The sequence below is a fragment of the Microcoleus vaginatus FACHB-2002 genome, assembly GCF_040004035.1.
GTDB lineage: Bacteria > Cyanobacteriota > Cyanobacteriia > Cyanobacteriales > Microcoleaceae > Microcoleus > Microcoleus vaginatus_C.
This window is the reverse complement of record NZ_JAMPLN010000002.1, coordinates 153,529-172,688: the sequence shown is the minus strand read 5'-3', so window position 1 is coordinate 172,688 and position 19,160 is coordinate 153,529. Positions and strand designations below refer to the sequence as shown.

At 49.9% G+C, this 19,160-nt stretch carries 11 protein-coding genes; 2 read left to right on the top strand and 9 right to left on the bottom strand.

The annotated features are described in order from the left end of the window. Positions 1 to 230: 230 nt before the first annotated feature. The 7 genes from NDI35_RS02330 to rpsT all read right to left on the bottom strand — a co-directional run bounded on the left by NDI35_RS02330 (position 231) and on the right by rpsT (position 13,297). The gene (locus NDI35_RS02330; RefSeq protein WP_445311320.1) at positions 231 to 4,364 is read right to left on the bottom strand and encodes a DNA-directed RNA polymerase subunit beta''; all 4,134 of its coding nucleotides are present in this window, start codon (positions 4,362 to 4,364) and stop codon (positions 231 to 233) included. Positions 4,365 to 4,815: 451 nt separating this feature from the next. After that, positions 4,816 to 6,690 carry a DNA-directed RNA polymerase subunit gamma gene (locus NDI35_RS02325; protein ID WP_445311319.1) on the bottom strand — a complete coding sequence of 625 codons (1,875 nt, stop codon included), beginning with the start codon at positions 6,688 to 6,690 and terminating at the stop codon, positions 4,816 to 4,818. A gap of 84 nt (positions 6,691 to 6,774) precedes the next feature. Continuing rightward, complete coding sequence (locus tag NDI35_RS02320) at positions 6,775 to 7,863, bottom strand: HNH endonuclease (protein ID WP_445311318.1); 1,089 nt, start codon at positions 7,861 to 7,863, stop codon at positions 6,775 to 6,777. Between the two features lie 141 nt (positions 7,864 to 8,004). Further along, complete coding sequence (rpoB, locus tag NDI35_RS02315; protein WP_445311317.1) at positions 8,005 to 11,391, bottom strand: DNA-directed RNA polymerase subunit beta; 3,387 nt, start codon at positions 11,389 to 11,391, stop codon at positions 8,005 to 8,007. Positions 11,392 to 11,842: 451 nt separating this feature from the next. Next, positions 11,843 to 12,025, bottom strand: a complete 183-nt coding sequence (locus tag NDI35_RS02310) for a hypothetical protein (RefSeq protein ID WP_333255262.1) — start codon at positions 12,023 to 12,025, stop codon at positions 11,843 to 11,845. Then, on the bottom strand, positions 11,994 to 12,773 hold the full coding sequence (locus NDI35_RS02305) for a TatD family hydrolase (protein ID WP_445311316.1): 780 nt from the start codon (positions 12,771 to 12,773) through the stop codon (positions 11,994 to 11,996). Before NDI35_RS02305 ends, NDI35_RS02310 begins: the two co-directional genes overlap by 32 nt. A 224-nt stretch (positions 12,774 to 12,997) precedes the next feature. Further along, entirely contained in the window at positions 12,998 to 13,297 is a 300-nt protein-coding gene (gene rpsT, locus NDI35_RS02300) for a 30S ribosomal protein S20 (protein ID WP_006632886.1), read from the bottom strand. Positions 13,298 to 14,185: 888 nt separating this feature from the next. Here rpsT and hisD point away from each other — a divergent pair. Next, positions 14,186 to 15,499, top strand: coding sequence for a histidinol dehydrogenase (hisD, locus tag NDI35_RS02295; protein ID WP_445311315.1), 1,314 nt, complete (start codon positions 14,186 to 14,188; stop codon positions 15,497 to 15,499). Between the two features lie 314 nt (positions 15,500 to 15,813). Beyond that, a complete protein-coding gene (locus NDI35_RS02290; protein WP_445311314.1) occupies positions 15,814 to 16,242 on the top strand; it encodes a universal stress protein in 429 nt (142 codons plus the stop codon). A 41-nt stretch (positions 16,243 to 16,283) separates the two neighbouring features. Here the strand turns inward: NDI35_RS02290 and NDI35_RS02285 are convergent, their stop codons facing one another. Both NDI35_RS02285 and NDI35_RS02280 read right to left on the bottom strand, forming a co-directional pair. Beyond that, positions 16,284 to 17,618, bottom strand: a complete 1,335-nt coding sequence (locus tag NDI35_RS02285) for an ATP-grasp domain-containing protein (protein WP_445311313.1) — start codon at positions 17,616 to 17,618, stop codon at positions 16,284 to 16,286. Between the two features lie 142 nt (positions 17,619 to 17,760). Continuing rightward, complete coding sequence (locus NDI35_RS02280) at positions 17,761 to 18,654, bottom strand: isoaspartyl peptidase/L-asparaginase family protein (protein ID WP_445311312.1); 894 nt, start codon at positions 18,652 to 18,654, stop codon at positions 17,761 to 17,763. Positions 18,655 to 19,160 lie beyond the last annotated feature (506 nt).

Sequence of the window (19,160 nt, the reverse complement as noted above, 5' to 3'; positions counted from 1 at the left end):
AGCAATTAAAACTCTAGAATTACAAAGTTTTCTTTAACTCTAAATCTTCCTTCTTCCTTCTTCCTTTCGATGTCCCATCGCACAATGCTATGAGTTCGGACTTGTAATTTGTGAGGAAAAATTTGAGAATTTTCAACTCATGAAATCGAAGTGTGCGTTGCGGCGAGGAACCAAATTATCCTCAGCGAGCGCAACGCTGTTCACTCATTCATGCCATCTCAAAACTATGATTAGTCTTCGTCCTCATCGAAGTCAAAACCGATATCATCGTCATCATCGTCAACATCCGGTCCCAAGGCATCATCCTCAGTCTCAGCGACAAAATCGTCCTCATCAACCTCAACTTCCTCAAAATCCTCATCAGGCTCAAGATCAGACGGGCGCCCGATCTCAAAACCGCTCTCGATCGTATAAGCACGGCGCGCCGTACGGTCATCAAGTACCACATCCTCCTGTAAATCGTGGATGTCGTCATCAAACACAGCACCATCAAAACCCGCATCCTGAACCCCAGCATCCTCATAGGCATTGAACCCAGTACCCGCAGGAATCAGGCGGCCGATAATCACATTTTCCTTGAGCCCGCGCAGCCAGTCAGACTTACCTTCGATCGCAGCCTCAGTCAACACCCGCGTCGTCTCCTGGAACGAAGCAGCGGAAATAAAGCTATCAGTATTCAGCGAAGCCTTAGTAATCCCCAGCAACACCGGAGTATAATCCGCCGGGGCTCCACCAGTAATTGACATCGCCTCATTCACCTGCTCAACCTGCCGCAATTCTACCAACTCGCCGGGGAGCATAGTAGTATCGCCGCCATCTTCCATCCTGACTTTGTTGGTCATCTGGCGGACAATCACCTCGATGTGCTTATCAGAAATATCCACGCCCTGAGACTGATAAACCGACTGCACCTCATTCACCAAAAACGTCTGCACCTGTTGGAAACTCTCCAAGGCAGCCTCAAAAGTAGACTGCCGCTCCTTGAGCACGTGGAAGAACACCTCCAGAATTTCGTGAGGGTTAGCAGGCCCGTCGGTCAAAGCTTCGGCGACGCCTACGCGCTGTCCGTCGGAAACGATCGGGTTTTGACCAGGCAACAAAGGATACTCCTCAATCCGGCCATCATCCTCAATCACCGCCAGTTCCACAACATCGTCATCCGTAACCACGCGAGCCGTCCCCGGCCGTTTGGCTAAAATACAAGCTTCCTTCGGCTTCCGCCCTTCAAGAAGTTCCTCAATCCGTGGCAAACCCTGAATGATATCCCCAGTCTTTGCCCGCTCAAACACCAGAATCACCAAATTGTCACCCCGTTGCACCAAGTCGCCGTCGTCTACGTGCAGCACCGCACCGGCCGAAACCCGGTAAGGACGAGCCACCCTGAGCAAGAGTTTCGCCGGTTCTGTCTCCGACGCAGGTACAACCTTCACAACTTGGCCGGACTCTTCGAGAACAACCCCCGGAGCTATTTCGGTACCAGCCACCAGCAGTTGACCCGGACTCACATCCGGCGTACCCGCCACAGAGATCGAAATAGAATCCGCATCTCGCATCACCAACAGTCGGCGCACTGGTTCACCATGCCCCTCACGGATGCCTCGAACGATACCCGCTTCTTTGCAGAGAATCTCTGTGCGGGCGACTACTGCCCCGGGCGCGATCGACTGCCCATCTTCGACCAACAGCCGCGTGTGAGTGCTGCCCTGAGTCGGATCAGCAGACACATCCCGCCGAATCACCAGCGATTCCAAAATCACTAACTGCAAGCGGAAAGTCTTTGAAGCTCGATCGCCCCCATCGGCTACTGTCATCGCCAATTCTTGCGACTCCGTACCGTCTTCAGCCCCTCCCCAAGCCGGGCCCGAACCATCCGCCCCAAAAGCCATAGCATCATCCTCATCCGGCAGCAGCTCGATATCCGCCGCCAGTTGCGGAGCTCCGGAACCTATTTCTAAAATAAGCTGAGTCCGCAGCAGTTCCAATCCCTCGACAGACTTGACGCGCTCCCCATCCTTATAAGGAAGTCGCTGCACCGCTTTCAAAGAGATCGACTCATTCAGCGCCGTCTGAGAAGGCACTGGTGGCTTATCCGGCACGGGAAACTCCACCACAGGCCGCAGCAGCAAAGCCGGACCTTCGGGAGTTTCGATATACTCCGCATAGCCCAGCTCTTCGGCAACCAAGCCAGGGAAAATTTCTTGACCGGCGTTGACGATTTGACCTTCCCCCAATGTTAGTGGCGGGCGGTCTACTACGTGGAGTGTGCCTGGTTTGATGACAATTTCCCGGAGGATGTCATTTTTCTGAGTGATTTCCACTGCCCCGCTGGTTTGGCAGAAAATATCCTTAACGACTTCTGTACCGGCCTCAACGTACTGGCCATCTTCCACCAGCAGCAGAGAAATATCCTTATTCACCTCGTGGCACTCTTCCGGTATCCAGAGCAGAGTGCCGCCTTTAACGACTTCGTAGCCAAGTTTAGCTTTGCCGCGCTTGTGGACTTCCACCCCGCCGTACTTGACAATGCCCCCTGTAGCTGTGCGGTAGCTGTCGTCTAGCAGTTCGGCGACGACTTCCCCGTTAATCACTTTGCTCCCAGGAGCCGTCTTCAGGGAAAACCGCTGCTTAGAAGATGTTTCGATCGTGTAGTGGTCTCGGCCGCCTGCACTTTCGGCCCGCACGACTGCTTGGTCGAGCAGGACTTGGGCGGTGATAATTTCAATTTCTCTGGGGTCAGCGATGCGGACTACGCCACCGTGTTCGGAGATGAGTTTAGTTTCGGCAATCACGCTTTCGGCCGGAATGCGATCGCCATTTTTCACTGCAGGTTCGGCGCCTGGGGGCAAGTTGTAGACCTCTCCTGAGAGAATCCAAATCAGCCCGCCTTTGCTGGCTGTGCGGGTTGTGTTCCCTTGGCGGTCGGTTTTTTCTTCAGGCACCAAATCAGCAAATTTGGCTTCTCCGGCTAAGTCGGAAGCCACGTCTGTAGTCACTTTTTCCGTAGTTTTGCGGGCGGCGCGACCGAGGATCGGCACTTCTGCCAAAACTTGACCGGGAATGGCGCGCTGTCCGTCTTTGACCATCAGAGTAGAACCCTGGACGATCGCCAATTCGATTTTCAGTTTTTGATTTTTGGCGCCGGATTTCCCTTCTTCAAATCCGTCGCCCTCAAATACAAGTTTGCCGTTGTTTTCTGCCACCAGTGCTTCTTCGCCGTGTCTGGTGCGGAACGAGCGAGTACGCAAGTTCTTGAATTTCACTACGCCGGGGAAGGGTGCGCGTTCTTGTTTCGCGACTTCTCCGGTGAATACGCCGCCGGTGTGGAAGGTACGCATGGTGAGCTGGGTTCCCGGTTCCCCGATCGACTGAGCCGCAATAATCCCGATCGCTTCTCCCATGTCCACCATTTTCAAGTGGGCTAGACTCCAGCCGTAGCAGTGCTGACAAACCGATCGGGTAGATTCACAAGTCAGGGGCGATCGTAAATACACCTCTGCCACCCCAGCGTTACCAATTTCCGTCGCCAACTCATCGGTAATTGGCTGATTTCGGACGGCTTTTTCGCTGCCGTAAGACACGATTTCCCCGGTTTTGGGGTGCACCGCATCTCTAGCCAACACCCGCCCTAGCAGCCTGTCCTTGAGGGGAATCAACACTGTTGCTCCGTCCGTCATCGGCCGTACTCGAATTCCCCGCTGAGTGCCGCAGTCCACTTCCCGCACAATTACGTCTTGGGACACATCCACCAAACGACGAGTCAAATAGCCAGAGTCTGCCGTCCGCAACGCTGTATCTACCAAGCCTTTGCGCGCTCCGTAGGAAGAGATGATGTATTCGGTGACGGTGAGTCCTTCGCGGAAGTTGGTTTTAATTGGCAAGTCGATGATTTCGCCCTGGGGGTCAGCCATCAATCCGCGCATTCCGACTAGCTGCCGCACTTGAGAAATGTTTCCCCGCGCCCCGGAGAAGGCCATCATGTAGACCGAGTTTAGGGGGTCTGTGGCTCGGAAGTTTTTGACTACTTCGTCTTTGAGGTCTTCTGATGTGCTGTTCCAGGTATCGATTACTTTTTGGAAGCGTTCGACTTCGGTGATTTCGCCTCTGGTATATTTTTGTTCTGTGATGCGGATTTCTTCTTCTGCTGCATCTAGGAGCGATCGTTTTGACGGGGGCACTTGCAGGTCGTCTACGCTAATCGAAACTCCCGCTCGTGTCGCAAAGCGGAAACCCAAGTCTTTGAGTTTATCGGCCATTTGCGCTGTACGGGCCGTTCCGTAGTGCATGAAAGACCAAGAGATTAATTTTTTGAGCTGACCTTTGTCAACAACTCGATTGCGAAAAACAATTTCCTTATTTTCTGTCATTTTTCTGAGTAGTGGTAATTGGTAATTGGTAACTTTTACTGCCGTTCGACTTCGGTTCCCCTGAGCGAAACCCTTGGGTTCAGGAACCGCGTAGCCGAAGTATTGGTAATTGGTAATTGGTAATTGATAAGTAGATCGGTGGGAAAAAACACCAAGCATTTTGTAGGGTGGGTTTAGCGTATAAGGAAGAGAGCTAAGCTAAGAGATGAATGCACTCACCTGCTCTTCCCATAATCAAGTTTATGTTCACCTACCTACTTAATGGGTAATTGGTAACTTTTACTGCCATTCACCTGCGCTCAGTAACCGCGTAGCCGAAGTATTGGTAAGCATTAATGGGTAATTTTTCCTGCTGCAATCACTATTATTAGTTAGCGATTATTTGTCAGTTATTACCCATTACCCATTACCTGTTACCTCTTACCCATTACCTCTTACCGCTTCCCAATTTCTAATTGTTAATTACCGATTCGATGGTTTGGTGATAGATAATCCGGCCCGGAGTAGTGCGAATGAACTGATTGAGTACCTTGCCCTCTCCGTCTTCCCGAACCCGGCGGAACTTGTATTCTTTCGTCACTATACCGTCGGTCGAGCGTTCCACCTTCAGCGGTTCTCCCTCGGGTTCTGCGTTTTCTATGCCGCCTTGAAACCTCACCCACACATAAGAGTGCAAGTCAACGATTCCTTGTTCGTAAGCTACAACCGCGTCGGTGAGGTTGGAGAAATAGTGACCGGCTCCTTTTTGAGCGTCAGGATTTTCGGCTGTCAAGTAATAGCAACCGAGCACCATATCTTGAGAAGGAGTAACGATCGGTCTTCCGGTTGCCGGCGACATAATGTTGTTAGAAGCCAGCATCAGCAAGCGCGCTTCCGCCTGAGATTCCAGAGACAAAGGCACGTGCACGGCCATTTGGTCGCCGTCAAAGTCAGCGTTAAAAGCCGGACAGACTAGCGGGTGAAGCTGAATTGCCCTCCCGTCAACCAAAATCGGCTCAAAGGCTTGAATCCCCAAACGGTGCAGCGTCGGCGCCCGGTTCAGCATTACCGGGTGTCCTTCAATCACCTCCTGAAGCACGTCCCAAACGCTGGGATCGTTGCGCTGGATCAGTTTTTTGGCAGCTTTGATGTTGTTGACCAATCCTTGGCGGATCAAGCGGTGGATGACGAAAGGCTGGAAAAGCTCGATCGCCATTTCTCTCGGCAAACCGCACTGATGAATTTTCAGTTTTGGCCCCACCACAATCACCGAACGCCCGGAGTAGTCAACCCGTTTCCCCAGCAAGTTTTGCCGGAAACGACCTTGTTTCCCTTCAATGATGTCCGACAGCGACTTCAGCGGGCGGTTGTTTGCCCCTACAACCGTCCGGCCCCGGCGACCGTTGTCAATCAGCGCATCCACAGCTTCTTGTAGCATCCGCTTTTCGTTGCGGATGATAATCTCCGGCGCCAGAATTTCTTGCAGTCTCGCCAAGCGGTTATTCCGGTTGATTACTCTCCGATAGAGGTCGTTGAGGTCACTCGTTGCAAAACGCCCGCCGTCTAACTGCACCATCGGCCGCAAGTCGGGGGGAATCACTGGAATCACATTGAGCACCATCCAATCGGGTTGAGAACCCGTAGCGATGAAATTGTCAATAACCCGCAAGCGTTTAATTAACTTGGCCCGTTTTTGACCTTTAGCATTAGCAATATCTTCCCGCAGCTTTTCCGCTTCACTTTCTAGCGGAATATTTTGCAGCAAAACTTGCAAAGCTTCAGCACCTATGCCTACTTCTACACCTGTGAGTGTGGAATCTTCGCTGTAAAGTTCGTCTTCTATTTCCAGCCAAGCATCTTCCGTGAGCAATTGCTTGTATTGCAGCTTTTCTGCATTACCTGCATTTAGGACAACGTAGGCATTGAAATAAACAATTTGTTCGACATCTCGGAGCGGCATATCTAACAGAATTGCCATGTAACTCGGGATACCTTTTAGATACCAAACGTGAGCTACTGGAGCTGCTAATTTGATAAAGCCCATGCGATGACGCCGGACGCGAGATTCAGTGACTTCAACACCGCATCTTTCGCAAACAATGCCTCTATGGCGAACTCGTTTGTACTTCCCACAATGACATTCCCAATCTTTTGCAGGCCCAAAAATGCGCTCGCAAAACAAGCCATCCATTTCCGGTTTTAACGTGCGATAATTAATTGTTTCTGGTTTTGTCACCTCGCCAGTTATCTGACCGTTGGGTAAAGTTCTCTCTCCCCACTGTCGAATTCTTTCTGGTGAAGCTAACCCGATTTTGACGTAATCAAAGCGTTGTTCTATTTTTGCCATTCTTGACTCCAATTGATAATTTACAGGCGATTATTTGTGGTTGTTTATCTTTTTTGTTTGCTTGTTTTACGGCTTAAATCAATGTTAAACTCCTCTATATGTGACGTGGTTTTTAATATCAGAGATCACACTTGACGATACTCCAAAGTCATCAGCGATTTTAGAGATTGATTCTCTCGCTCTAATTCTTTTTCGTACCTCAAGAGCTTGCTCGAAAGTCAATTTTCGATCTAGATATCCACCCCTGCGAGGAACTGGAACCTCTTCGCCTGCTTCCTTCCAAGTGACGTGATATTTAATATCGTGTATGGTTTTGCGACCGACACTGTATTCCTGTGCTACATCCTTCATCCTCTGTCCTACTGCTAGCTTTTGTCGAATTTCTCGCACCTTTTCCCAATCTAATTTGGCATTGGAAAGAGGATGACTTTTTCCTTGAGTGCGTCCTTTCTGAGAAGCATCTAACAAATTTTGAGTGCGAGTACCAGCCCAAAGGTGTTGTGGATTGATGCAACTGGGATTGTCGCAGGTATGACAAGCATCCATCGAAGTCGGAAGTTCATATCCTAATTTCTCGGTTAAAACAGCACGGGTAACTGATTTTAATTTCCCATTTTTCCAGTATCTGCCATAACCTTGACCATCCTTTCCACCTAAGAAAATGATGCAGCCGCTGTCTTGAATTTCTCCTAAAAAATTGGGTGAAACTGTAGTGAAGTTATCGGGAATATTTGTCTGAAGTATCTTAGTAATAGTTTCATGTTGTACTCCATACTCTTTTGCTAGGTGGTTCTTGATGGTTCCAGATAAATATTTAGTCTGAATTTCCCGTAGTTGTGCGATCGACAATATGCCAATACCGGGAATACTTTTGCGTCTGGGAGTTTTGCGATCTCGCCCAATCATCTGCCCCGTATTCTCAGCAGCAGTACCTACTACCAGATGTGCCGGGTTGATGCAGCTTCGATTGTCGCAGGTATGGCAACCAAAATAACCGGAACCGAGGAACCCTGCTATTTTTGATTCGAGGACTAAGCGGTGGACTAAAACCGTTTTGCCATCGATCCACTTGCGCCCGTAACCGTTGCCAAACTTGCTCCCTTGCCAATTAATACAGCCCGTCGCCCGGTCAACTTCTCCTTGAATTCCTGGGACAACTGTTACAATAGTCATGTCAGCGTCTCTCCTGTTTAGAGCGTTGATTCGCCTCACCAGTGTTCGTACCACTGCTGAGGCATTTTAATTTGAGATTGTCGATTAAAGATTAAAGAATTGAATCCGGTCAAAAAATCTTTAATCTTTAATCTTTAATGCCTAATCCTCGTCAAGTTCATCACGAGAAAGCGATTCGTAAGTAGGCCGGGAGGGCGATCGCTTGCCCCCAGCATCTGCCATCAAATCCACCTCAACGTGCTCGCTGCCCTCGTCGGACGTATTCACCTTGTGCACAGCAATATCCAAGCACAAAGACTGCAACTCCCGCATCAGCACCTTGAAAGATTCCGGCGTACCGGGGCGCGGAATAGCTTTGCCTTTGACGATCGCATTCAGCGCTTCATTCCGCCCCTGCATATCGTCCGACTTCACAGTCAGCAACTCTTGCAAAGTATAAGCTGCGCCGAACGCTTCCAGAGCCCAGACTTCCATTTCTCCGAACCGCTGACCCCCCTGCTGCGCTTTGCCGCCCAAAGGCTGCTGCGTTACCAGCGAGTAAGGGCCTGTGCTGCGGGCGTGGATCTTATCGTCTACCAAGTGAACCAGCTTCAGCATATAGGCGATGCCGACTGTGATGGGGCGATCGAACGGTTCCCCAGTTCGGCCATCGTAGACGATAGTCTTGCCGGGGTGCTTTTCATTAAACACCCAAGGCTTGCCGGTTTTTTCGCGTGCCTCCTGTAGCTTGCCGTGTACGGTTTCGCGAGACTTTTCAGCGCCGTGCATTTCATCAAAAGGCACCATCTTGAACCGCATCGACAGATTTTCGCCCGCCCATCCCAGCAAGCACTCAAAAATCTGACCCACGTTCATCCGCGACGGTACGCCCAAGGGATTGAGCACTATGTCAACGGGAGTCCCGTCGGGCAAATAAGGCATATCCTCCATCGGCAGAATCCGGGACACAATACCCTTATTTCCGTGGCGGCCGGCCATTTTGTCGCCGACTTGAATCTTCCGCTTTTGAGCCACGTAGACGCGGACGACCATGTTAGCGCCGGGGGGCAGTTCGTCGCCCTGTTCGCGGGTAAACACCCGCACGTCCACCACGCGGCCTTTTTCGCCGTTAGGGACGCGCAGGGAATTGTCGCGCACATCGCGGGCTTTTTCGCCGAAGATTGCCCTCAGCAGTTTTTCTTCCGGCGGTTGGTCGGATTCGCCTTTGGGGGTGACTTTGCCGACTAGGATGTCGCTGGCTTCTACCCAAGCACCTTTGCGGATAATCCCCTGTTCGTCTAGCTGGCGCAGCGCGTCTTCGCCGACGTTAGGAATTTCGCGGGTGATTTCTTCGGGGCCGAGTTTGGTTTGGCGGGCTTCGATTTCGTATTTTTCAATGTGGATCGAAGTGTAGACATCTTCGTACACCAAACGCTCGCTAATTAGCATCGCGTCTTCGTAGTTGTAGCCTTCCCAAGGCATATAAGCTACGAGGATATTGTGACCCAGAGCGAGTTCTGCCCCTTCGGTGGAGGAACCGTCGGCGAGCACTTGACCTGCTACGACGCGATCGCCCTCATAAATCAACGGACGCTGGTTTAAACAAGTATCTTGGTTAGAACGCTGATATTTTTGCAGTTCGTGTTCGATGCAGCCAGCATATTTTTGCTTCCAAACCGAGGGCTGTTTGACTTTGAGATCGTCGTATTCCTTAATCAGGAAATGTTCTTCGCTGGAATTCGATTCGGCATCCTCAGCCAGGGGTTTGACAATAATCCGGGTAGCGTCAATGTAAATCACCTCGCCGTCGATCCGGGAAACCACAACCATCCCGGAATCTCGGGCCGCCTGAGCTTCCAAGCCCGTACCGACTAGCGGCCGTTCTGGTTTCAGTAGCGGCACAGCTTGCCGCTGCATATTCGATCCCATCAGAGCTCGGTTGGCGTCGTCGTGTTCCAAGAACGGAATCAGCGATGTCGCTACGGAGACGATTTGCACGGGCGAAATCGCCATGTAGTCCACCTGCATCGGAGTGGTGGTAGTAAATTCTTGGCGGTAGCGGACTGCTACGGTTTCGCCCAAGAGGTTGTTGTTTTCGTCGAGGCTGATGTCTCCAGGGGCCACGCGCAAATCGTCTTCTTCGTCGGCTGTCATGTAAACAGGCGCTTTGTCGCGCAGCACCCGTCCTTTTTCTACTGGATAAAAAGGAGTTTCGATGAAGCCGTAGGGGTTGACGCGGGCGTGGGTTGCTAAGGAACCGATCAGACCTGCGTTGGGGCCTTCTGGTGTTTCGATCGGGCAAATCCGGCCGTAGTGGGACGGGTGAATGTCTCGCACTGCAAACCCGGCGCGTTCCCGAGTCAGACCTCCTGGACCCAAGGCGGAAAGCCGACGTTTGTGCGTCAGTTCTGCCAGAGGGTTGGTTTGATCCATGAACTGCGATAGCTGGGAGGAACCGAAGAATTCCTTGATTGCTGCTACCAGCGGTTTGGGGTTGACCAGAGAAGCGGGGCTGAGGGAGTCGGCATCCGAGACGGTCATTCTTTCGCGGATGATCCGTTCTAAGCGGTTGAGTCCTACTCGGACTTGGTTTTGCAGCAGTTCTCCGACACTGCGGACGCGACGGTTGCCTAAGTGGTCGATGTCGTCGGTGGAGCCAATGTCGAATTCGAGGTTAATTAAATAGTCGATCGCTGTCAAGATATCTTGCGATGTCAGCACCCGCATGGTATCGGGGACTGTCAAGCGCAATTTTTTGTTGAGTTTGTAGCGGCCGACTCGGCCCAAATCGTAGCGTTTGGGGTCGAAAAAGCGCGAGTTGAGGAGCTGTTCGCCGCCCGCCACGGTGGGGGGTTCCCCTGGACGGAGTTTGCGGTAGAGCTCCATCAAAGCTTCTTCTTCGCCGAATTGTCCTTCTTTCTCGATCGTTTTTTGGAAGTATTCTGGGTGCCGTAGGGAGTCGTAGATTTCGCCGTCTGTGAGTCCGAGGGCTTTGAGCAGCACCTGGGCTGAGAGTTTGCGGGTTTTGTCGATTCTGACCCAGACTAAATCGTTTTTGTCTGTCTCAAATTTCAGCCAAGCGCCTCGGTTGGGGATGAGCGAGGCGTTGTAGGAACGGCGACCGTTTTTGTCGGTTTCCGATTTGTAGTAGACGCCTGGGGAACGCACGATTTGGTTGACTATCACCCGTTCCGCGCCGTTGATGATGAAAGTGCCGCGCTCGGTCATCAAGGGCAAGTCGCCGATGAAGACTTCTTGTTCTTTGATTTCCCCTGTTTCTTTGTTAATCAGGCGGGTGGGTACATACATTTGCACCGAGTAGGTGCTGTCCCTGCGCTTGGCTTCGTCCACGTCGTATTTCGGGCGCTTGAGTTTGAAGTCTTTGCCCATGAAGTGGAGTTCCAGCTTCCCCGTGTAGTCTGTAATCGGGGAGAAGCTGTCGAGTTCTTCGATCAGCCCGGCTTCTAGGAACCAGCGAAAACTTGCCCGCTGGATTTCGATCAAATCGGGCAAGGTGAAGGCGAATTCTGTGTAATCTTTAGTGGTCATGGGGGTCCTTTTTCCGCAGTGGCTCTAGCTTTTTACATGGCGCCAAGGCTGGGCTTTTTTACCTTGTTGCGTTTTTTTGATTGATTGTGTGAGAGAATTTATATGATGTTTTCGATCGCCTGCCAACTGCTGCAACGGTTATTTTTGCTGGTGGCTCGCAGTATTTTTGTGCGAATTTTAGTTTCGATCCCGATGCTTTTAGCTCCGATATCGTGGTATCCCGGGGTAAATTCCCTACACTTTTGACTCCTAAAATTGACTTGACAGCTATTGCCAAATTGCTGAGGTTCCAAGTTTCTTCTGATGTGTAAGTTTGAGTGTGTAAGTTTGAGGTATTGCGTGAATTTTTTGCCGCTCCCGAAGGTTAGCGTACTCGCGTTGTGTTGGCATTTCCGGGGCGACATCGCAGTCGCGGATACTAAGCCAACGCCCGATCGGGCGGTTCTTTTTATTATAGGACGCAAATCCGATCGCAGCAGGCAACGCCAAAAGAATCTCCAATAAAGGATGAATCCGGTTTTTCCGGCAGGATAGAAATGAAATTGTCCCGATCGCTGGCTCCTAAATCGACCTGTTTTCCTCGTTTCTCTGTTCTGCTATAACTAAACTGAAAAGCCGAATAGCTGACAGGCATTTTCGGTTGTCTGCTGGGACAAAGTTAAGAGAGAAACTCCTCTCAATTTAGCAACTTGCTCGGCTACGTAGTAGACGTAGGCTGGTTCGTTGCGTTTTCCCCGCTGGGGTACGGGGGCGAGAAAAGGGCAATCTGTCTCGACTAGGATGCGATCGCTATTTACCATACAAGCTGATTCTTGTATTTGCAAGGCTTTTTTAAAGGTTACTGTTCCGCTAAAACTGATGTAGAAACCTAGGTCTAAAAACCACTGGGTTTCTTCTGGCGTGCCTCCCCAGCAGTGCATGACCCCGCGCACTCGCCCGCGTGTTTGCCAAAAGTTCCTCAGCATTTCGGCCATTGGGGCGGCGGCGTCGCGACAGTGGATAATGACTGGTTTGTCAAGTTCCTGGGCGATTTCAAGCTGTGCCTCAAACACTTTAAACTGGTGTTCTCGATCGTCAGCTTTATAAAAGTCCAGTCCGGTTTCGCCGATCGCCACTACCCTAGAGTCCGAATTCGCTAATTCCCTAATCTGGCTCGCCGTCTCGTCTGTCCACTTCTCGGCATCTAGGGGGTGGAGTCCAACCGCAAACGAGACTTCGGCAAACTGATTGGCGATTGCTTGAATGCCGGCAAACTCTTCTGGCTCTACACAAGAATGAACCAGCCGAACTACACCAGCTTCGCGCCAGCGTTCTCGAATGGCTTCTAACTCAGATTTGTAGGTCTCAAAGTTGATATGAACGTGAGTGTCGATGAGCTGCATGGGGGAAGCAGATTAGAGGTGATACGGGAGAGTCCAGGTGGGATAGGGCGAGGGCGAGTGAGAGAGTCTGGGAGTGGGAGTGGCAGAGAGTGCGTGGGAAAAATCTTCCGTCTTCTTTCTTCCTTCTTCCTTCTTCACCCTCGACTTCTTCACCCTTGACTTCTTCCCTCAACATCCATCCCTTCAATCTTGTACACTGCTTCGTTGCCGAACTTTCTGCTTCCTTAAGATGCTACCGATACTTCGTGTGGCTTGAGAGTTCTTGCCAAGCGGGACTTTTTGCGAGCGCCGTTGTTGCGGTGGAGTACACCTTTTTTGACCGCTTTGTCAATTTTGCTGTAGGCCTCAGACATTCGCTGCTGCACTTCTTGCATTAATTCCGGGCTGGGAGCTGCGGCGTACTTGTCTACGGCAGCGAAATACTTCTTCATCAAAGTTTTGACCGCTGACTTGTAAGATTTGTTGTACAAGCGGTTACGTTCGGCGATTTTGACTCGTTTGACGGCGGACTTAATATTTGCCATAGTTCAGTTGCTGGAAGTAGGTATTCATTGATACACCCTAGTCTCAAGAGAGTCCCAAGACACGGGGATTTTGAAGGACAACCTTTTCGGGATCGATCCGCAAAAAGCTTGATTTTTAAAGGCGGAGTGAGACAGCCAATTTTCAAATAGCTCAGATTGAGCTGAGTCTGTGGCTACTTTTTGGCGACGCCCGCGCAATAATTTTTTATTGACTCATTTAACTGCCTGTTTTTTACCCCTGACAATACCCATAAGGTAGGACATGGGTGTTACATAGGCGTTTTGCGGTGTTTCCACCGTCACGAGTTAAAGTCACGGTTTCTTGCGCGCAATTTTCAAGTATACAATAATTTGGCGTTTTTTTATAAAAAAATTATCAGGTGTTGGAAAAACTAATATAGCACCTATTCTGCTTAAAATCCAATTCTCTGAAAAATCCAAGTTAAGCTATAACAAAGAATACGGGTTATTTGGGCTTCGGCAAGAAGCACTTACCGAAGGTAGAAGGTAAAAAGCTGAAGGTAGAAGGTAGAAGACAGCCGGATCGGAAGGTAGAAGGTAGAAGGCAGAATCAAAATTCTCCCGATCGAACACTCTCCCTCTCGGATATTATCGGCGTCGGACACTCTCCCCCTCTGCGTTCCAACCCTCTCCCTCCGCAACCGGTTCTCTGGCGGGCAATTCAAGAGAGAAGGTTGTGACTTGTCCTCAGTGTTGCAAAATCTTCGACAGAGATTTAAACGCTGCACTGAAGCCTTGGAAAATGCCGCGACTATCGCGGTTTAAGCTTGTGGACTGGTGGTGGCATACTTCTCTAGGAGATCCCCACAAAAATCCCCAATTGTCAAGCAAATGTTAGTGAAGTTATAGACGGCATTCCTAATCTCCATGCTGCGAATCATTACTCAGTGGGTTGAGGCACAAGCTGAACTGCGACGGATCTGCGATCGCACCCATGACGAACTTGTCGTTCACAAAGAAGCCACCGTGCGGGAGGTGCTGCAAGCTGTAAGGCGCAGAGGCGATCAGGCTGTGCTGCACTACACTGCTGAATTTGACCGCATGACCCTAAATGTGGAAGATTTACGGGTGACCGGCGCCGAATTGGATGCTGCTTACCAGCAGGTGTCGAAAGAATTATTAAATGCCATCCGGCTGGCTTGCAAACAGGTAGAGGCGTTTCACCGACAGCGCGTACCCAAGTCTTGGGTGCAGTTTGGTGATGACGAGATTGTTTTGGGCAAACGCTACACGCCGGTCGATCGAGCGGGAATCTACATTCCTGGCGGTCAGGCGTCCTATCCAAGCTCGGTGATCATGAATGCGGTTCCTGCGAAGGTCGCCAAGGTTCCGAGACTGGTGATGTGTACTCCCCCCGGACAGGAGAAGAAAATGAATCCTGCGGTGCTGGTAGCGGCTCAGGAAGCGGGAGTTGATGAGATTTATCGGGTAGGCGGGGCGCAGGCGATCGCGGCTTTGGCCTACGGTACGGAAACTATTCCGAAGGTGGATTTAATTACTGGGCCGGGGAATATTTACGTCACCCTAGCTAAAAAGCTGGTTTACGGGACTGTGGGGATCGATTCTCTGGCTGGCCCGTCGGAGGTGCTGATTATTGCGGATGGTTCGGCGAATCCCGTGCACGTGGCTGCGGATATGTTGGCTCAAGCTGAGCACGATTCGATGGCGTCGGCAATTTTGCTGACGGCGGATTCGGTGCTGGCTAGGAAGGTGGTGGCTGAGGTAGACAGACAGTTGGCAAATCACCCGCGCCGAACTTTAACAGAAAAGGCGATCGTCAACTATGGTTTAGTCGTGGTAGTTGACTCGCTCAAAGCGGCGGCGGAACTCTCTAACGAGTTTGCCCCGGAACACTTGGAATTGCAAGTTGCAGATCCTTGGGCTTTGCTTGACCAAATTCGCCACGCTGGGGCGATTTTCTTGGGCTGCTCGACGCCGGAAGCTGTAGGTGATTATTTGGCTGGCCCGAATCACACTTTGCCGACTTCTGGGGCTCCGCGCTATGCGTCGCCGCTGGGTGTCGAAACTTTTATGAAGCATTCGAGTTTGATTCAATATTCGCCTGCTGCACTTAAGAAGGTGGGTAAAGCGATTAATGTTTTGGCCGAAGCAGAGGGGCTTCCTTCTCACGCTGATTCGGTGCGGCTGCGGACTGAAAATGAGGGAAAGGGTGAGTTTTAGATGGAAGATTTAAGTAGATGATCGGCAAAATACAGAGGTAGTCAAAAGCGAGTGAAATGCAATGAAAGGAAGCAATTCTCTTGCGATTATGGTAGCTTTACATTCTGTGACAAGTGGCAAAGCTTATTTGCACCTATCTACTTACCAACTCCGGGCTTAAGAAAGCCGGTTTCTTCAAGTATCTTGCTTAAATAACGCCATTATGTTAAGAAACCGGGTTTCTGGGTAGGTAATAATGATGTTGGTGGGAAGCGCGAAATTGTGGACAGTAGGCGACAATCAACGAAAAATTTAAACGAAAAATTTAAAGGTGCATGGTATTGAATACTGTTTTGGTAGCGATCGACAATTCAGAGCTTGCAGAACGGGTTTTGCAAGTTGTAGGACAATTTCAGCTAGAACCGACGGCAAAGGTGATTCTAGTTCATGTTGTCAGTTCTGGTATGTCGGATTTTGACGCGGTTGTCGATCGACCTCACGCTCAGGGAGATGAGATTGCTTACCGAGAGGTGGAGAAGTTACTGCAATCTTATCAGGAAAAGTTGCCTTGCCAGAGCGAATTGGAGATTGTTTCGGGACAACCTGCAGAAGAAATTGTCCGTTTGGCTCATATCTATAAGGCGGATTTAATTGCGATCGGCTGTCGGGGTTTGACTGGTTTAAAGCGGATTTTGGAGGGTTCGGTGAGTGCTGAGGTAGTGGCTGAGGCTCCTTGTTCGGTGTTGGTGGTGCGCGCCAAATGACCGGGAAAACCCCATAACTGCTGCAAGGGGTAGAGTAGATATCAACCAAATTGCTGCAATCCCTTACTGTGCAAATTCTCCTCGATGTGCTGCATTTCCTTCATATCCTCACCCGCAACTATCCCGTAAATTTCCGTGTAGATTTTTCCGTATTTAACCTTCTCTAAAGCCGACAGGATTATCAAGTCCTTGCGATAGAGTTCGGATTTCAGCGTGACAAGAATCGATTCCAAAGTCCCGTCCATTCGCCAGTTACTGGAATATTGAGCCACCTCCTTTCCCAGCCCCAGTAAGGTATGGCGCTGCACACAAAGCGGAGTCGAGCCATTAACTCGGAAATTGGCATCAATGGCATACAACTGTCCCTCAGAGTCTTCCAGCACGTCGAAGCCAATAACCCCGAAATAACCCTGTTGGTGAGCATATTTACCAATAGCGGCAATCATCTCAAAAAACCTACTCATGTCGGTTTCGCGGTAGTGAATTAGTCCCCCTAAATAGCTGCCCTCTGGAGTGACAAGTTGGCTGGTAGTGCCGATAAGCGTGATATTTCCCGTTTTGCTTACATAGAACTGCACGCAATAGTTCTGCACTTCATTCTTGACGAATTCCGAGACAATAATCGTATCCAGCAACTTGATATCGAGATATTTCCTCACTTCCTGCAAGCAGTAGTTCAGATCGCTGGCGCTTTTGATAATATAAGTGCCTTCTCCAGAAAGTCCGTGGGATGTTTTAATCAAGTAGGGGAATTGCTCTGGTAACTGAATGCTTTCGAGATGGACTTCGTGCAGATTGTAGGTTTGGTATTTCGGACATTGCACGCCTAATTCTGCTAGCGTGGCTTTGCTGAGCAAGTGGTAGTGGATGTCGGGATGGACGGCGTGTTTTTCAGGTTTGAGATTGTCGAAGGGAAATAGACTGAGGAGTTTGTCAAAGCGATCGCTTACGCTGAGATCTTCGAGATAAGTTGAGCAGTCTATCATCTCCATACTGCTGTAGCTGAAGCCAAAATGCTCCCGCCAATAGTCCATCAGCGAGTTCGGCGGCTGATTAATCACAATCCCTGGGATGGCATCGCCTAACACAGCCAGATTTTTCCAAGGTTCCTTCTGACCAATCTTGTCGAAAGAAGTTTTGGTGGCTTCACTGCTGCCGTCTTGAATAAAGTATTTTTTTCTGTTGGGGTAAGCAGCCCAACTGGCAGTTGCAGGGTAATTTAGGATGAACGCATAACGTGCATCTGTGATGTCTGCTGCAAACAAATCGGAAAGAGAATTACCCTGAAAGTAAGGAAAGTCGTATGTTGAGTTCATAGAAACATCCAAGTCGAGTTTGAATTGAACTGTTTTCCCGGCCACTAAGTAGCTCGACACAATTAAAAGTAGGGTGGGCAAGGCCCGCCCTACAAATTGAAAAAATGTTTATTGATGTCCAGCTAGTTAATACCTAGGAAACAAGATATTAGTTGCGGAATTTTAACACTCTCCAACTGGAGAGAATGCAACCTCAATAATTTCAATGATGGACGAGTTGTTTTTTCTTAGTGAACACAGCCACCTTGTCCATTTCTGAGGTTCTATAAGCACAAGCCATGTCGGTTGAGTTATGCGCCCAGCCAACCCGCCCTTGAGGGTCTATGAGGATGCACCCAGCTTCTCCTGCCACCTTAGATGCCAGAGTCTCAATTGCCATCTTCGCTGCTTCGTCTGGGTGCTTGCCGGACGCTAGAATGTCGATCGCCGTCTTAGCCAGAACTACTGGTATAATCGACTCGCCATCGCCTGTGGTCGAGCAACCGCCCTGTTGACTGTCAGCAAACAAGCCTGAGCCGATAATCGCGCTGTCGCCGACGCGACCGGCGGGCTTATTCATAGTGCCCCCTGTTGAGGTACCGGCAACTAAGGTGCCACTGCTATCTAAAGCTACACAACCAACTGTATTGGGGCGGTCAATAACTTCTTTTTCCTCCTCCCACTCTTCCTGTTGCTCATCCGCGATTAAGTCTTCTTTTGTACACATCTCGGCTCCAATTTCTGCAGCAAAATTTTCTGCATGATCCGCTACTAAGAACATGGGTTTTTTATCCATAATCTTTCGCGCCACAGAGATGGGATGGCACACGCCTTGAACATTTGCGAGGGCTCCCCAAGCTAAGGAACCGCCTTCCATCATCGCTGCATCTAGCTCTACTTCTCCCTTACTGTTGAGAACCGATCCAAAGCCTGCGTTAAATGTCTGGTCAGCTTCCAGAACCCGGATAGCTGCCTCAACAGCTTCTGCTGCGGAACCCCCGCTTGCGAGCACTGCCCAACCCGCTTCTGCTGCTGCGGTACAGCCTGCATTGTTGGCTGCAACCTTGTCTTCTGTGATGGTTTTTGCTCCACCGTGAACAATAATACTCAATACCATAAATTTCCTTTTTTTAATCTTAAGCTCTACTTAAAATTTCCTTATATTAATCAATTTATTATAAGTAATTTTTAAGTAGTTTATTTGATGCTAGTTATATAGCCTAGCTGTGTTTAAGTGAGAATTCGTCTATCTTCAGATATAATTATTTTTGTCGAGATTGGTACTCCTCCCGACCTAGCTATTTACGAATTATTAATATATATGTTGCCAAAGTTAGGTCAATAGTTTGAGGAAATTTACAGGCGAGTTAGTTAAAAAAATTGAAATATTTAGGGAGTAAAGAGGGGGTAAAAGTTAAGGCGATGCACTACACCTTAACAGGCAAAATCGGTAAACGTGAAGAATGAGACTTTGAGAGAAAATAAGTGCGATCGCGCTTCACATCACTCTTAGCCTTTCTGCTGACCCGCCAAAAACCCGCGCACCCGCAACAAACTAGCCGTTTGACCCAAATTCAGCCGTAGCCGCGCCACTCCCGTGCGATCGCTAATTCGGCGGTACTG

Coding starts and splice junctions, on each gene's coding strand:
- NDI35_RS02330 (WP_445311320.1), bottom strand. CDS start 4,364: ATGACAGAAAATAAGGAAATTGTTTTTCGCAATCGAGTTGTTGACAAA.
- NDI35_RS02325 (WP_445311319.1), bottom strand. CDS start 6,690: ATGGCAAAAATAGAACAACGCTTTGATTACGTCAAAATCGGGTTAGCT.
- NDI35_RS02320 (WP_445311318.1), bottom strand. CDS start 7,863: ATGACTATTGTAACAGTTGTCCCAGGAATTCAAGGAGAAGTTGACCGG.
- rpoB (WP_445311317.1), bottom strand. CDS start 11,391: ATGACCACTAAAGATTACACAGAATTCGCCTTCACCTTGCCCGATTTG.
- NDI35_RS02310 (WP_333255262.1), bottom strand. CDS start 12,025: ATGCCTGTCAGCTATTCGGCTTTTCAGTTTAGTTATAGCAGAACAGAG.
- NDI35_RS02305 (WP_445311316.1), bottom strand. CDS start 12,773: ATGCAGCTCATCGACACTCACGTTCATATCAACTTTGAGACCTACAAA.
- rpsT (WP_006632886.1), bottom strand. CDS start 13,297: ATGGCAAATATTAAGTCCGCCGTCAAACGAGTCAAAATCGCCGAACGT.
- hisD (WP_445311315.1), top strand. CDS start 14,186: ATGCTGCGAATCATTACTCAGTGGGTTGAGGCACAAGCTGAACTGCGA.
- NDI35_RS02290 (WP_445311314.1), top strand. CDS start 15,814: ATGGTATTGAATACTGTTTTGGTAGCGATCGACAATTCAGAGCTTGCA.
- NDI35_RS02280 (WP_445311312.1), bottom strand. CDS start 18,654: ATGGTATTGAGTATTATTGTTCACGGTGGAGCAAAAACCATCACAGAA.